At 40.7% G+C, this 15884-nt stretch carries 13 protein-coding genes; 1 reads left to right on the forward strand and 12 read right to left on the reverse strand.

The genetic code is table 11. From position 1 onward, the window contains the following. Nucleotides 1-75: 75 nt before the first annotated feature. Nucleotides 76-1041, reverse strand: a complete 966-nt coding sequence (locus EQG61_RS03375) for an OmpA family protein (RefSeq protein WP_129460477.1) — start codon at nucleotides 1039-1041, stop codon at nucleotides 76-78. A gap of 39 nt (nucleotides 1042-1080) precedes the next feature. Then, nucleotides 1081-1842 carry an exodeoxyribonuclease III gene (locus EQG61_RS03380; RefSeq protein WP_129460478.1) on the reverse strand — a complete coding sequence of 254 codons (762 nt, stop codon included), beginning with the start codon at nucleotides 1840-1842 and terminating at the stop codon, nucleotides 1081-1083. A gap of 204 nt (nucleotides 1843-2046) precedes the next feature. On the opposite strand from EQG61_RS03380, the gene EQG61_RS03385 reads away from it, so the two are divergent. Further along, nucleotides 2047-3843 (forward strand): GNAT family N-acyltransferase, encoded by a 1797-nt coding sequence (locus tag EQG61_RS03385; protein WP_129460479.1) that lies wholly within the window; start codon nucleotides 2047-2049, stop codon nucleotides 3841-3843. Nucleotides 3844-3889: 46 nt separating this feature from the next. On the opposite strand, the gene EQG61_RS03390 is transcribed toward EQG61_RS03385, so the two are convergent. The 10 genes from EQG61_RS03390 to panD form a co-directional block, all read right to left on the reverse strand. Then, nucleotides 3890-5284 carry a PQQ-dependent sugar dehydrogenase gene (locus tag EQG61_RS03390; RefSeq protein ID WP_129460480.1) on the reverse strand — a complete coding sequence of 465 codons (1395 nt, stop codon included), beginning with the start codon at nucleotides 5282-5284 and terminating at the stop codon, nucleotides 3890-3892. 115 nt (nucleotides 5285-5399) lie between these two features. Beyond that, nucleotides 5400-7073: a DUF4139 domain-containing protein gene (locus EQG61_RS03395; RefSeq protein ID WP_235829015.1), complete on the reverse strand. Its 1674-nt coding sequence runs from the start codon at nucleotides 7071-7073 to the stop codon at nucleotides 5400-5402. A 19-nt stretch (nucleotides 7074-7092) separates the two neighbouring features. After that, nucleotides 7093-8919, reverse strand: coding sequence for a DUF4139 domain-containing protein (locus EQG61_RS03400; protein ID WP_129460482.1), 1827 nt, complete (start codon nucleotides 8917-8919; stop codon nucleotides 7093-7095). 5 nt (nucleotides 8920-8924) lie between these two features. Further along, a complete protein-coding gene (locus EQG61_RS03405; RefSeq protein WP_129460483.1) occupies nucleotides 8925-9452 on the reverse strand; it encodes a hypothetical protein in 528 nt (175 codons plus the stop codon). A gap of 54 nt (nucleotides 9453-9506) precedes the next feature. Continuing rightward, nucleotides 9507-9965 carry a gliding motility lipoprotein GldH family protein gene (locus EQG61_RS03410; protein WP_129460484.1) on the reverse strand — a complete coding sequence of 153 codons (459 nt, stop codon included), beginning with the start codon at nucleotides 9963-9965 and terminating at the stop codon, nucleotides 9507-9509. A gap of 51 nt (nucleotides 9966-10016) precedes the next feature. Then, complete coding sequence (locus tag EQG61_RS03415; protein ID WP_235829016.1) at nucleotides 10017-11915, reverse strand: transglycosylase domain-containing protein; 1899 nt, start codon at nucleotides 11913-11915, stop codon at nucleotides 10017-10019. 62 nt (nucleotides 11916-11977) lie between these two features. Continuing rightward, complete coding sequence (radA, locus tag EQG61_RS03420) at nucleotides 11978-13336, reverse strand: DNA repair protein RadA (protein WP_129460486.1); 1359 nt, start codon at nucleotides 13334-13336, stop codon at nucleotides 11978-11980. 15 nt (nucleotides 13337-13351) lie between these two features. Further along, entirely contained in the window at nucleotides 13352-14506 is a 1155-nt protein-coding gene (locus EQG61_RS03425) for an alpha/beta hydrolase (RefSeq protein ID WP_129460487.1), read from the reverse strand. Between the two features lie 49 nt (nucleotides 14507-14555). Then, nucleotides 14556-15518 carry a lysylphosphatidylglycerol synthase transmembrane domain-containing protein gene (locus EQG61_RS03430; protein ID WP_235829017.1) on the reverse strand — a complete coding sequence of 321 codons (963 nt, stop codon included), beginning with the start codon at nucleotides 15516-15518 and terminating at the stop codon, nucleotides 14556-14558. 6 nt (nucleotides 15519-15524) lie between these two features. After that, the gene (panD, locus tag EQG61_RS03435) at nucleotides 15525-15875 is read right to left on the reverse strand and encodes an aspartate 1-decarboxylase (protein WP_129460488.1); all 351 of its coding nucleotides are present in this window, start codon (nucleotides 15873-15875) and stop codon (nucleotides 15525-15527) included. Nucleotides 15876-15884 lie beyond the last annotated feature (9 nt).

Genomic DNA, 15884 nt, shown 5'->3' on the forward strand with positions numbered 1-15884 from the left:
GATTATGGTTAGGGTTGATTTTCTACTTTGGTAGAAATGAAAAAAGGGGTCGAAATTCGGCCCCTTTTGGTGTTTTTATAATTCGTCCAACATTTTGGAAATCTCATCCAATTTGGGTGTCAAGATGATTTCGATGCGTCGGTTTTTGGCTTTGCCTTCGGGTGTGGTGTTGGGCATTAAAGGTGCATATTCTCCACGACCGGCTGCGGTCAAACTTTGACGGTTGATGTCTTTATTTTCAGAAAGAATGTTGACGATGGCTGTGGCGCGTTTGGTGGATAAATCCCAGTTGCTTTCAATACCGCCGCCAATGTTTCCTAAGATTTTATCGTCATCGGTGTGGCCTTCGATCAATACCGAAATGTCGGGGTTTTGTGCGAGCACTTTTCCTAATTCCACCACGGCTTTTTTCCCTTCAACACCCACGGCCCAGCTACCCGTTTGGAACAACAATTTGTTTTCCATAGAAACGTAAACTTTGCCGTTTTTTTGTTCGATTGTCAATCCTTTTCCTTCAAAAGCATTCAAGGCTTTGGAAAGATTGTCTTTCAAACGTTTCATGTTGGCATCTTTTGCTGCGATGTAGGCTTCTAGTTCATTTAAACGTTTCGAACTCGCTTCCAATTCAGCGCGTAATTTATTCAAACGCTCTTGTTCGGCCGCGATGGTTTTTTCTTTGGCTTCTAATTGCGCTAAGAGTTCGCGGTTCTTGCTAATGTTGCTGCTCAGTGCGTCATTGCTGTCTTTTTCAAGTGCAGAATAAGCGGCTTGCAAGTTTTTCATGTTTTTTTCAGAAGCTACGAGTTCGGTTTGCAATTTATCGCGGTCGGCTTTGAGTTTGTCGTAATCCGCTTTGAGTTTGGCTCCATCCAATTCGAGCTGTCCTTTGGCTTTTTGCAAGTTTTCATTTTCGTCCGCCAATTGACGGTTTTCTTTTTTCAAATCGGCGTATTTGTTTTCCAATTCGTTGTAAATCTTTTTGGATACGCAGGAGGTTGACAAGGTAATCAGTGCCAGACCTAAAGTTACTTTTTTAATCATTTTGCTTTTGTTATTTCGGTTTGGGGAAGGTTATACAGTTCAGTTAATTTCGACAACAATCGGACAATGGTCGGAGTGTTTGGCTTCGGGCAAAATTACAGCACGGTGCAAACGATCGCGCAGGGGTTCGCTCACCAAGTTGTAATCGATGCGCCACCCTTTGTTGTTGTTACGAGCATTGGCGCGGTAACTCCACCAGCTGTAGTGGTGCGGTTCTTTATTAAAATGACGGAAACTATCGATGAATCCCGATTTCATAAAGGCATCCAACCACGCGCGTTCTTCGGGTAAGAAGCCCGAAACGGTGGCGTTGCGAATGGGATCGTGAATATCGATGGCTTCGTGACAAATGTTGTAGTCGCCGCAAATGATGAGATTGGGCACACTTTTTTTCAAATCGTTAATGTACGCTTGAAAGTCGTCCATGTATTTGAATTTATGATCCAATCGATCGATGTTGGTTCCCGAAGGCAAATACAAACTCATTACGGAAACATCACCAAAGTCGGCACGCAAGTTACGCCCTTCAAAGTCCATGTGTTCGATGCCTGTTCCAAATTCGACATGTTTCGGTTCGATTTTGGATAAAATGGCCACACCGCTGTACCCTTTTTTTTGTGCTGAAAAATAGTATTGGTAAGGATAGCCGGCGGCGGTAATGGCTTCGGTCGGGATTTGGTCTTCGGTGGCTTTAATTTCCTGAAGGCAAATTACATCGGGATTGGCTTGTTGGAGCCAGTCTAGAAATCCTTTGGTAATGGCTGCTCGAATTCCGTTGACGTTGTAAGAAATAATTTTCATGAATGATTTAGAATTCTGGGAGTAAAATGTTCCCTTTTGTCATTTGTTCAAAAATACTGATTTCGTCGGAACTGCAGGAACGATGTGGAAAAATTATAATAAATGTTTAACCTTTTTTTCGGGAAAAGGCTAAAATTTAAAATCGCTATTGGGAAGAATTGTTATCTTTGTTTTTTCACAATAAGCACACAACAGAAGAAGTAAATGGGTTTAGTCACAGCGAAAGAAGTAGCCAAAGCAATTAAAGCGGACAAATACGGTGTATTCGGTACGTTTGCAGGTTGGTTACTGATGAAAACACTTAAAATTTCGACGCTGAATAAAATCTATGACCGCAACAAGCATTTGAGCGAATTAGAGTTTTTGAATGCGATTTTGGACGAATTCCAAATCAAATTTGAAATCCCGGAAGAAGATTTAAAACGTTTACCCAAAGACGGAGCTTACATTACCATTTCCAACCATCCTTTAGGTGGAATAGACGGTATTTTATTATTGAAATTAATGTTGGAGCGCGAGCCCAATTTTAAAATCATTGCCAATTTCCTATTGCACCGAATCGAACCGATGAAGCCGTATATCATGCCGGTGAATCCGTTTGAAAATCATAAAGATGCCAAGTCGAGTGTTGTTGGAATTAAAGAAACGTTGCGTCATTTGAGTGATGGCAAACCGTTGGGGATGTTTCCCGCGGGAGAAGTTTCAACCTACAAAGATGGAAAGTTGGTGGTCGATAAAGAATGGGAAGAAGGTGCCATCAAAGTGATTCGTAAGGCCCAAGTTCCTGTGGTTCCCATTTATTTTCACGCGCAAAATAGCAAGTTGTTTTATCGATTGTCCAAGATCAGTGATACGATGCGCACGGCGAAGTTACCATCGGAGTTACTGACGCAAAAGGACCGAACGATTAAAGTGCGTATTGGGAAACCGATTTCGGTGAATGAGCAAAACGAACACGAGAATTTAGAAGATTATTGCGAGTTTTTACGCCGCAAAACCTATATGTTGGCCAATTCCTTTGACGATGAGAGTAAGTTTCAAGCGTTAAATGGATTGAAGCCCGCTAAAAATGTTAAGCAAATTGCCCATCCCGCCAATCACGATAAAATATTAGAAGATATAGCTGAGGTGCGCAAAGGCGATTTCCGTTTATTGCAAAGTAAAAACTATGAGGTTTTCCTAGTTTCTGCGGATAAAATTCCAAATATTTTGCACGAAATAGGCCGACTGCGTGAAATTACCTTCCGTGAAGTTGGTGAAGGAACCAACGAGTCCTTGGATTTGGATAAGTTTGACAAATACTACCAACACATGTTTTTGTGGGATGAAGAAACCCAACAAATTGCAGGTGCTTACCGCATGGGATTGGGGAATGAAATATTCCCGCAATACGGAATCGATGGATTTTATTTGAATGATTTGTTCCGATTCGAACCCGAATTGCATTCCATGATGTCACAGTCGATTGAAATGGGAAGGGCCTTTATTATCAAAGAATACCAACAAAAACCGATGCCGTTATTCTTGTTGTGGAAAGGTATCGTGCATACCACGTTACGTCATCCCGAACACAAGTATTTGATTGGTGGCGTGAGTATTAGCAATCAATTTACGGAGTTTTCGAAATCCTTGATGATTGAATTTATGAAGTCGCATTACTATGATCCGTATGTGGCGCAATATATTCACCCCAAAATGGAATACAAGGTAAAGTTGAAAGATGCCGATAAAGATTTTGTCTTCAACGAAGCGGAAGCCGATTTGAATAAATTCGATAAGATTATTGATGAAATCGAACCTGGAAATTTGCGCTTACCCGTTTTGATTAAAAAGTATATCAAACAAAATGCGCGTGTGGTGGCTTTTAATGTCGATCCACTATTTAATAATGCCGTTGACGGTCTGATGTATATTCGCATCGCCGATTTACCCGAAAGTACGGTAAAGCCCGTAATGGAAGAGTTTCAAGCCGAACTGGAACGAAAAATGGGAGAAAAATAAACGACTATAAATAGAAAGCCCTTCAGATTCTGAAGGGCTTTTTTAATTATTCAAACAGTATTTTTTCTGTGTAAGTGGCGCCGTTTTGGTTAATGTGTAAAAAATACATTCCGGGTGCAACCCCTTCAAAGTTTAATGCAATTGTTGAAGTGGTTTCAGGCTTGTGTTCGGCAATTGTTTTTCCCGTAAGATCGGTCAGTTGAATGTGATCGATTGCGACAAGTTTTGGGTTTTGGATTTGAACTATTCCCTTTGTTGGATTGGGAGCTACCGCTAACCCAAGGGCTGAAAATTGGGCGGTATTGAAAGAAGCATCTGTGATTCTAAAAATAGTGCTTCCTCCTGTAACATACAATTCGCCATTGACATCTTCACCAAATGTGGTGAAATTATTATTTCCATTGAAATAAGGCGTGTACGTTATACTTCCAGTGGCGATGTCTAAAATACCCATGCGGTTTTGGCAATAATCAGCGAAGTAATATTTGTTCAACATGTTGGGGTATAAACTTCCTGTATATACATAGCCGCCGGTAATGGAACAGCCTCCTGTAGCGGCGTGGGTATATTCAGCAACGGGAGCAATCATGCCTGTTGTATTCGAACAAGATGCATACACCGCCGTTCCTTCAAAACATTTCCAGCCAAAATTGAGTCCGGTATTTGGAAGTGGCGTTGAAATACGATTGATTTCTTCCACAGCATTTTGACCCACATCAGCAATCCATAAGTCGCCATTCAAACGATTAAAAGAGAATTTCCAAGGATTTCGCAAACCTAAGGCCCAAATTTCTTGTTTACCACTTTCGTTGATAAAAGGATTGGTGGGCGGATAGCCATAATTCAGAGAGCCAGCAGTCGTATTGACATCCAAACGTAGCATTTTACCTAAGTAAATTCGGGAGGGCGTAGTGGCATTTACCGTTAGGTTTTGCGCAAAATTTTGGGGATCTCCACCGCTGCCGCCATCTCCCATACCGATGTATAAGTAGCCATCGGGTCCAAATTTTAACGTTCCTCCGTTGTGGTTGTTGTAGGGTTGATCGATGGTCATCAAGATAGTTCCTGTAGGATTGGCCACATTGGGGTTGGAACTACTTACCGTGTAACGCGCAATCACGGTGTCGCCTGCGAGATCGGTATAATTTACAAAAAACTGACCGTTTGTGGCATAATTGGGATGAAAGGCTAATCCCAAAAAACCTTGTTCGCCACTATTTACGGTTAATGAGGAAATATCCAAAAAAGGAGTGGTGACCAAAGCATTGTTTTGGATAATCCGAATCTGTCCGCCTTTTTGTACTACAAACAATCGGGTATCACCACAGTGGGTAATTTCAACGGCACCCGATAAACCAGTGACATAGGTTTGAAGGCTAATGATTTGCGCCATAGATAGGCAGCTCCAACCTAGGAGTAGGAGTGAGTAAATCTTTTTCATGTGTTTTTTTGTTTTTACTAAGGTACAAAAAGTTAAAGACCTGACAATCAAATAAAAAATCCCGAGTTTCCCCGGGATTTAAGGCGTGAATAAAAAATGTGTGTTTTTGTTAGGCTTATAAATTATCGATGATTTTGTCTTTGGGATAGCGCACTTTATAACTGATCCGTATTTTTTTGGATTCGTTGGGTGCCAATTTGAGATCCCATGTCATGAAACCTGTTTCTGGATTGACGGATGCTTTGCCGTCTTCCAACAATTCGATCGTAATATCTTTATCCGAACTCAACGGATATTGATCTTTTAAAGTCAAATTAATTTCTTCTTTTTTATTGTTGCGAATGGTAATGTCATACGTAAACGTTTGCTCTTTGTACGAAGACAAAAACTTGGTGCCCGATTTATCGACCACTTTCTCGCGTTTGATAGAAATCTTTTTGTCGCGTCCCATGCTCAAACTCAAAGTGTCTCCCGTTTGCTCAGGATTGATGAAGGTTTTGCCCACATTCATTTCTTCAAATACAATATTGGCTTCGCCTGGTAACAAATTGTATTGGCCGTAGTTGTCAATTTTAGCCAACAAATACGCTTCTTTCTCCAATCGTGGCGCACTGTAGAATTTGTAAGTGGCCGGAATCTGGATTTCTTTCAACGACACACTGTGCATTTTTCCATTGGACAACACATCATACGGTATGTCAATGTCGAAGTTCACGTTCAGTTGGGATTCGGAGATTTGGGTGTAGTCGTCGATACCATTGTCAAATTCACCGTCAGTGTCTGTTGTATCAGTGTATTTATAATCTTTTTTTACAGCGTCATTTAAAGTATAAGCATTTAATGTGGTTCTATAACCTTGTACAACAACTTCTTCAAGTCTATTGGTTTGATACCTCAAAAACCACGCTTGTTGCAACGGTGCTTCGTTACTTTGGTTGGGGTTGCCGCTGGACAAACTCATTTTGATTTTTTTCCAATCAATACCGGTCGTTTGCCAAACTTGGGCTTTGTACAGCAATTGAATCGGGTCTTTAATGCTGTTGGCACGTAAGTCATACATGGGTTTCCACCCCGCATTGTTGGTGATGTATGAAAAATTCAAGGTGACATTCCCCGCGACTTCGTTTAAGACTTGCAGTACCAATTTCCCCTTCGACATTTTTTCTTCCTTGGCGGTATTCAACTGCAAACGTGCATTTAAGTTGGCCAAAGTTTTGTTCCACTTGGTTTCTTTTTCTTTGAACGCTTCAATTTGGTTGTCGAGTTCGATGCGTTTCGCTTTATAATACTCCACCATTTTTATCAATTCGGCGGTATTCAAACCCGAATTGGCGCCACCCACTTGTTGGTTGGTGTCTAACAAGCCAATGGTTTGTTGGTACGAATAAATTTGAATCTGTACTTTTTTGATTTCCTTTTTAACGATTTCAATACTATCGCGCACCTTTTTAATAGCGGGATTGCTTTCGTCAATTTCGTATTCGGAGATGTAATTTTTAGTAAACTGCACCGACATTACGGTTACCGATTTCGGAGCTTTGATTTGCAACGTACTCTCGTTGATGTAATCGGCTACATTTTTAATTACGATTTCGCTATTTCCAACGGGCAAATTCAATTGGGCCGAATGTTGGAGTTCTGCACCGCTAAAGTAAACCGTGGCGCCTTGAGTTTTGGCTGTCGTAAACAAGGGTTTTTGGGCCAAGATACTCACAGGAAGGAGCAGCAGCCAAAGGATATTTTTCATGTTTGGTTTTCTGTTGGTTAAGGATATTAACGTCGGTTTCATGATTTCTATTGTTTTGAAATTATAATTTTCCAATCGATTTGTTTTTATCGGAACGAACGGTATAGCTCAACCGCACCTTTTTGGTTTCGTTGGGTTGCAATGCGATTTTCCACCGTAAAAAGCCTTTATCCGTGTTCACTAAAGCTTTTCCGTCGTTGGTGAGTTCGATGGAAATACTTGAATCATTACTCAACGGATATTGGTCGCGAAGGTCAACCGTAACCGCTTCTTTTTTATTATTTCGAAGGGTGATTTCATACGTAAATTGCTGTTCTTTTTGAGACGACAAGAACTTAGTCGCTGATTTTGCTTTCACTTTTTCTCTGAGAACAGTGATTTTTTTGTCCCGACCCAAACAGACACGCAAAGTATCTTGGATTTCATTCGGATTGAGTTGGGTAGTGCCTACAACAGTTTCGTCAAAATACAATTGGGCGGTTCCTGGCAGCAGATTATATTTTCCAAAATCGGTGATTTCCGCCATTAAAAACACATCCTTGTTCATTTTTGGTACGGTATAAAATTGGTAGTTGGCCGGAATCTCAAGATTTTTAATTTCGATACCGTGTTTTTTCCCATTGGATAAAATAGCATATGGCAAATCAATGTCAAACGAAACGTTGAGTTCCCGTTCTACTACTTCGGTATAATCGGAAACGTTTTGTTTGGTCGTAATTAAAATGACCCCGTTACTGGCGCGACTTCCGTAAATGGAAACTGCACTCGCATCTTTTAACACTTCCACACTTTTTACAGCTTGAGGCGGAAGATTTCTAAAATCATCTGAACTGGCTGGCTTACCGTCAATAATGTATAAAGGTTCGGCATTGGCATTTAAAGAAGAATATCCCCGAATCATAACTGCACTTTTTGCGCCAGGATTCCCTGTTGCTGCAGTAATATTGACACCAGCCAGTTGACCTTGCAATGCATTCAAAACAGGAGCATTTTGCTGTATAGCCACTTTTTCTTTCCGTCCATACGGATTGCGGTAAACCAACGTCCACGCTTGTTGTAACGGCGCTTCGTGTTGAGTGGCCGGATTTCCGTTGGAGAGCGTGAGTTTGATAGAATTCCAATCGATGCCAGTGGTTTGCCACAACTGACTTTTCATCACCAATGCTAAAGGTTGGGTTAGGGATGTCGCTTTAAGGTCGTAGGTAGGTTCCCAGCCCGCCAAGGTTGTTGTGTAGGTTATTTGAATCGGATGTGTTCCCGCTTGTGCAGTACTGAGATACAACACCAATTGCCCTTTGGATTTAACGGATGAATTGGGTTGGGGTGTTAATTGTTGGTTCCAAAAATCCAGCTGCTTTTGGTACTTGACTTGCTTTTCACCCAACACAAAAGCTTCCCAGGAAAGTTCGTAGAGTTTGGATTGAAAATAGAGTGAATAATTCGCCAATTCTTGAGTCACAATCCCCGTATTATTGCCACTCAGCTTGGTGTTAGCATTCAACAAGGCAATTGTTTTTTCTACAGCTCCTTTTTGGATGATAATGGATTGGAGTTTGGATTGAAAAAAGCGAATGCTGTCGTGGACTTTGGCGAGTTCGGGACGTTCGTATTCAGGATCAAATTCGGTAGCGTAGTGTTGCGTGAATTGGGTGGCCAAAACGGTAACCGACTTTGGTGTGCTAATGCGCAGTGATGATTCATCCAATGCATTGGCGATATTAGAAATCACTAATTCTGAAGTTCCTTCAGGCAAAGTAACGCGGGTTGTATGTCGGAGTTCGGCACCGGAGAAATACACGGTTGCCGATTGGAGTTCGGCTTGTGCAAAAACAGGCTTTTGGGCCCATATTGTGCACGAAAATAATATGAGGAAAAGAAAGGCTTTCATGGTTATTATTTCAATTGGAAGTAGTATTCGGTTTTGTGGTACCAACTCGATTGATTGCCGTTCGGATAACTGTGTACATAGCGCAAACAGATGCGATTATCGCGTAAGGAAAAGACCACCCATTTCCCATTATACGGCGCGCCACGTGCTTCCGAAAGTAAGTTGACCATGAGTGGGTCACCGCTGTAGAGCAAGGTGTCTTGGCGGTAGAATTTCACAAAATCCAATAGCATAGTGCCCGAAATTATATTTCCAGGATTACCCACGGCGAGTTCCGAAATGTCATAGCGTTGATTCGGCCTATTTTCGTGCCAACCCGATTGGTAGCGGTAGAGCAGTTCCCACTGACTTTCGGGCGTGATTTTTTGATCACTCTCTTTTTTGGGATTGGAATTCCAAACGGTTAGCGTGGCTAAATCCCGTTTGATAATTTCAGGATCGGTGATTCGGGTCAAATATTTATCCAAAGGAGTATCGCTTTGGGTGAAGCTCCAAAGGAAAAGACACAAGAGAAGGAAGAGTAGTTTTTTCATACAAAGGCTTTTCAAATAAGAGGAGCTATTGTATGAAAAGGTTGGAAAGGAAGTTTATTTTTCCTTTTCTAAGGAAACACCAAGTGCAATGATATTGGGGAAATACGGAAATTCAAAGGTGTTTTCGAAAGTAAAGGTGTAGGTTCCGGGTTCGAAATGTTTTTGGGTAAAAAGCGACTGTTTCACATCACAAACATCGCCGGTACAATCACCCACTTCTTCTCCTTTGTCATTTTTAATATTAAAATCGACCGATTGGTTTTCTAAAACTTCATTTTTTGCAATGGAGAAATGTAAAGGGAGTTTTGGAAATTGCGACCCGTATACAAAACTACCGTTCAGGAATCCGTTGTAGTTGCCCGCTTCTTTCACCGTAAGGGAAAACGTCTTTTTATCTGATTTTAACCACTGATGATTTTCTGGAAAATCATACGATTCGCGAATCACAGTTTCATTTTGACAAGCTTGTAATAGTAATGCAAGCAATACGAAGGGTAAAAATTTGATGTTCATGGTCGGTATTTTTTTAGCTAACGTTAAAAAGCTAAATTTTCGTATACCTTTTTAAAATTCAGGGAATTCTATTCCTAAACTATCTATTGAAATCGAGTCCGTTGCATTCCCCTTAATGCGATATTGGGCCGGACCCGTTAGATGCAAGGGTTGATGAAATCCGAGGGTGTCTTCAGCGGTAATTAATTGGCGGCGCAGCATCAATTTGGCTAAAAAATCTTGTTGTTGAACGGCAAATTTCTTTTGTTCCCGATTCGAATCAAAACGGTACATGAAGCCTTTGGGTTTTGGTACAATAGTCGCTAAATACAAACATTCTTTTAGCGTGAGATCAGAAGGTCTTTTTTGGAAATAATATTGAGCAGCTTCCCCAATTCCGTATACATTAGGGCCCCATTCAATGATGTTGAAGTAAACTTCAAGCATGCGCTCTTTGGTAGCGATGCGTTGGTTTTCTAAAATATACACCAACAGTATTTCTTCCAATTTTCGCGAAAGCGTTTTTTCTCGGGTAAGAAAAACATTTTTCACTAATTGCATACTAATCGTACTGGCGCCACGGGCAAATTTTTTGGTGCGAATGTTTTTGGCAATGGATTGTTTAAATGCTTCCGTGATGAATCCGCGGTGGTGCATAAACGAAGGGTCTTCGCTGGTCAATACGCATTTTTGCAAGTAGGGCGAAATTTCAGAAAGCGGTGTATACATTGGATTGTCGATACTCACCAAAATGGGACGCTGAGGCACACCTCGCTCCATAGCACGGTAGACAAATTCGGTGTTGATTTTACTGAGATCAGCAGCGCCATAAAGCACGATTTTTAACCCTTCCGGTTGCAGTTTGTTTTCAAAAACAACTTCATTGGGTTTTTGGTCATTGTATTTAAAATCCAACGAATAACTAAAACTCCCCATGGTTTTCATCCCTTCAAAATGGGAAAACAATCCTTTGGGTAAGGCATCGATAAAGTCTTGGGCTTTCGTTTTTGGGATGTGAAGTTGGAGTGCATAGGTTTTACCCTCTTCTTTTTCATAGAAAAGATACGGACGGCATTTCAACTTGCCTAAAGTGAGAAGCGAACTTGAATCCAAGGCAATGCTGCGTTCGCCAATAATCCAATGAAAATCCATCCGGGCATTGGCGACTTCCACGTCTTTTGAGGCAATTTTCGGATGGTTAAGCACCAATTGTTGAATGGAAGCAAAACCGTCAGTATGAAAATCACCGCTGTCCATTCCCATATTATCCAAATGAAAGCGCGCGGATTGAAAGGCGGTTTTCAAATGAAATTTATGTTGTAAATAGGGTAAAACTAACGTGTCGTTCTTTTGATTTTTAAAAATCAAATCGGCTTTACGATTCCGTGGATCGGCAAATCCAGAAAGTTGCCATTGTTGATGAATTTCGCCTTCGGTAAGTTGGATTGCGGTTTTTAATTGTTCGTTGTGCAAAGCCAATTGGGTAAAATCCAAATGCACTTTATGTCCTTTGTCATTGATTTTAAGGGCAAAACCTGTAATCTCCATTTGGGTCGGAATCAGGTTTAAGAATCGGGACGACAGACGGTTGGCCAATTCAGCATAATCCAAAGTCGTCGTTGTATTTTGTTTTTCTTTTTTGCGAAGAAAGGCATCAAAATTAGATCCGTTTTTGGTTTTTACCAATTGAATATAACCCCGATTGATTTCCAAATCGGTGATTTGTAGCGTACCTGTGAGTAATTTCCAAAGATTAAAACCGGTACGTAGGTGTCCGACATAAACCAAAGTATCGGCATGATGCGGCGTAAGGCTGATGCCTTCGATTTCAATATGGTTTAAGCCTTCAAAATGCGGGTTTTTCACGACCAATTCGCATTGGTAGTCGGATTGCATTTTAACAGCCGCTTTGGCGATAATTTGTTCCAAAATGGCATTGCGGAAGGCAAAACCCAAAACAATTGCCAGCACTAGTATTCCAAGAATACTGAAGCCAAGGGTCCTTATTTTTTTACGTGAAAAGTTTAATCGTTTCATCCAAATAATTCACTGACTACTTCTTCGATTTTGGAGACTAGTACGATACGGATTTTGGCATTGGGCACCGTAATTTTATTGTATTTCGAAACAAAAATGGTGGTAAAACCCAGTTTTTCGGCTTCTTGAATCCGTTGTTCAATGCGGTTCACAGGCCGAATTTCTCCGGAGAGTCCGACTTCCCCAGCGAAACAAACGTCTTTGCCTACAGCGATGTCTTCATTGGATGAGAGAATGGCGCCAATAACTGCCAAGTCAATAGCGGGATCATCGACAGAAATTCCACCGGTGACATTTAAGAAAACGTCTTTGGTTCCTAAACGGAAGCCCGCACGTTTTTCCAAAACTGCCAAAATCATGTTTAAGCGTTTGGCATTATAACCCGTAGTGCTGCGTTGCGGCGTACCGTAAACGGCTGTGGACACCAAGGCTTGAATTTCGATCATTAACGGTCGCATCCCTTCCAAGGTAGAGGCAATGGCGGTACCTGATAGTTCTTCTTCGCGGTGTGAAATCAAAATTTCCGATGGATTGGACACTTCGCGTAAACCCGAACCTTGCATTTCGTAAATTCCGAGTTCGGCGGTCGAACCAAAGCGGTTTTTTAGGGCACGCAAAATGCGGTACACATGATTACGGTCACCTTCAAACTGCAAAACCGTATCCACCATATGTTCGAGAATCTTGGGTCCGGCAATGTTTCCATCTTTGGTGATATGGCCAATTAGGATAACAGGAACGTTGGTTTCTTTGGCAAATTTGATCAATTCGGCGGTACATTCACGAATTTGCGAAATACTTCCGGCGGTGGATTCGATATAATCGGTGTGCAGCGTTTGAATCGAATCAATAATCAGGATTTCAGGATCGACTTCCTGAATTTGACGGAAGATATTTTGTGTTTTGGTTTCGGTAAGAATGAAGCAACTTTCGTTGTTGGGGTTAATGCGTTCGGCACGCATTTTTATTTGTTTCTGACTCTCTTCTCCTGATACATATAAGGTTTTGTAGGGAAGCATGAGGGAAAGTTGTAATAATAATGTACTTTTCCCGATACCGGGTTCGCCCCCCAATAAGATGACTGAACCGGGAACAATGCCGCCTCCGAGCACGCGATTGAGTTCGCCATCACCCGTGTTTAATCGGATTTCTTGAGACGAATCGATTTCTTTTATTTTGAGAGGCTTGGGTGCTTTTTTAACTTCGGTGGTCGCTTTCCAAGCCACTTTTTCTTCTTTCTGAATAATTTCTTCAACAATGGTATTCCATTCTTTGCAGGCATTGCATTGCCCTTGCCATTTGGCGTATTGGGTGCCACAATTTTGACAGAAGAAGGTTGTTTTTAGTTTTGCCATTAATTTGATTAACGCTTATTTTTTCTTGACTTGTGGTTTGAGTTCTTCCATTTTATCCATCATCATATCTTTGGTCAAATCGCCAATTTCTTGCAATTGAAATGCATTTTGATAATGTTTCATGGCCATTTTTAAATCGCCATTATTTTCATAAAAACGCGCCATGTGGTAATCTGCCAGCATGGATTTTGGGTAGGCTTTTCGCGAAAGTTGGGCCAATTGTTCAAACTCATTAAACGCTTTATTTTTAATGATGGCTGCTTCAATGGCTTTGAAATCATTGATACGAATATTCATTTTCATACCTAATGCTTTTTCAACCAATTCGTATTTGTTTTTCAGATAATCGGCATAACCAGAGGTGAGTGTGACGATTTTTTCCTGAAACTCATTGGTTGAAATGGGTTGATATACCGAGAAAAATTGGTACAACGCGCTAGGGATGGCAAAGGGGACAAGTGAATAATGTGAGCAACCTTTAAAATCATCAAAACGATAATTAACCGTGCTAATGTTGGCCGCTTTAAAGTTAGTGTCCAAAGCCGTTATTTTATCTTTTATCGTTTTGATATCCCCATCTGCGGATGCTACATAATAAAACATATTGTTTTTGAAGGTAGCCATTCGTTCGGGAATATGGATTTCCATATCGAGCGGCATAACGGGGCTTAACGATATGTAGGCATTGAAAATGGGGTTGTCTTTGTATAAATAGAAATTCATAAAACCGGCGGTGACATCGTGACCTGCAACAATTTTAAAGGGTGCAATGCGTAAGTTTTTTTGAAGATAAGGCAGTAATTCGCCGCCAATAAATTCATAAAATGATTCGCCGATTCCTTCTGGAAGTCCAGTAGTTTCATCCACTTTACATTCTTCATCACGTTCGGTATCGGTGGTGTGATTGAGTCCGACCAAAATCACTTCGGGTAAATCATCCCAATAGTACCCGTATTTCAAAGTTCCTAAAATGGGGTCAAAGAGATAATCTCCATCAAGGGCCAATAATAGAGGAAAGGCTCTTTTGGTGTCTTTATTGTAAGAAGGGGGGAGCGAGATGGAAAGGTAACGGTATTTATCCAAGCGATTGGAAAAAATACTGTCTTTAATTACTTGACCAAATCCGTTTAGACTCAGGGCTAGAGCTAAAATCAGAAGTGTTTTTTTCATTTTTTGTTATCCGGTTGATTTTTGTGATTAGAGTCAACCAATATAACAATTATTTTCTATTCATGATAGGTAAAAGTAGATATCCTATTAATCCTAATAAAATGGTGAGTACCGTTTGAGAGGTCCATGCTAACCAACCAAAGGCAACACTAATTTCTTCGGGGATGTTGTAAAGTCCGAAAATGAGTGAAATGGAGAGTGGAAACGCGCCGATTCCGCCGTTGGTAAATCCGATGGCTAAACTTCCAAAAATAAAGCCCATGATGACAATGTTAAAGCCGATATTTTCCGTTTCAGGAAGGGCGAAAATAGGGATATAGAACATGATAAGGTAGCAACCCCAAATTAGAAAAGAATGGAAGATGTACTGCCATTTTTTTTCCATGTACCATACACTCAATATGCCTTCGGTGAGTCCGGCCAATTTTTTCTTAAGCTTTAACAAGATGGACCATTCTGCATAAATCCAAATGACAAGAAAAAGGACAGCCATTACAAGAAATGCGATACCTGAAAAGGCAATCGTTCGCAAGGAAACATTTTGATCAATAAAAAATTGATGGAGTTTTTCGTATTGCAATACAAATCCGATGATTACAAATAAGAAGAAGATGGCTAAATCGATAATTCTTTCGGCAACAATGGTTCCGAATGCTTTGTCAAAGGGAACATCTTCGTATTTTTTTATCAGGGCGGCTCGGGTAACTTCCCCAGATCGTGGAATCGTTAAATTGACTAAGTAGGATACACAAACGGTGAAGAAATTGTTGCTCATTTTGGTTTCGTAACCCAAATGTTGGAGGGCAAATTTCCAGCGGTAAGCACGTGCACCATGACTAATTACGGCAACCAGTAAAGAGAGTAAAATATAAAAATAGTTGGCGTTCCACAAACTGTTTTTTATACTGTCTAATTCATGGGTTGAAAGGGAATTGTATTGATAATAGATAATTCCACACCCAATGAATAATGGTATAATTAAAAGTAGAAAATTTTTAATTGATGTTTTCAATTAGTTTTACTTCAATAAATTGGTGGTTTCGTCAGGGAATACAAGCCAAGGCTTAAAGGTTTTTGCTTCTTCAAATTCCAATAAAGCATAGGAAATGATGATAATGATATCGCCAGCATGAACCTTTCTAGCTGCGGGACCGTTGAGTGTAATTTCACCAGAATTTCGGGCGCCTTTGATGGCATACGTTTCAAAGCGTTCGCCGTTGTTGATATTTACGATGGCCACTTTTTCACCTTCAATCAAATTGGAAGCATCCATCAAAGCTTCATCAATAGTGATACTGCCGATGTAATTTAAGTCGGCGCCGGTCACTTTTACACGGTGAATTTTAGATTTAACTACTTGAATTTGCATGGGGGCAAA

The sequence above is a fragment of the Flavobacterium stagni genome (genome assembly GCF_004122105.1).
GTDB classification, from domain to species: domain Bacteria; phylum Bacteroidota; class Bacteroidia; order Flavobacteriales; family Flavobacteriaceae; genus Flavobacterium; species Flavobacterium stagni.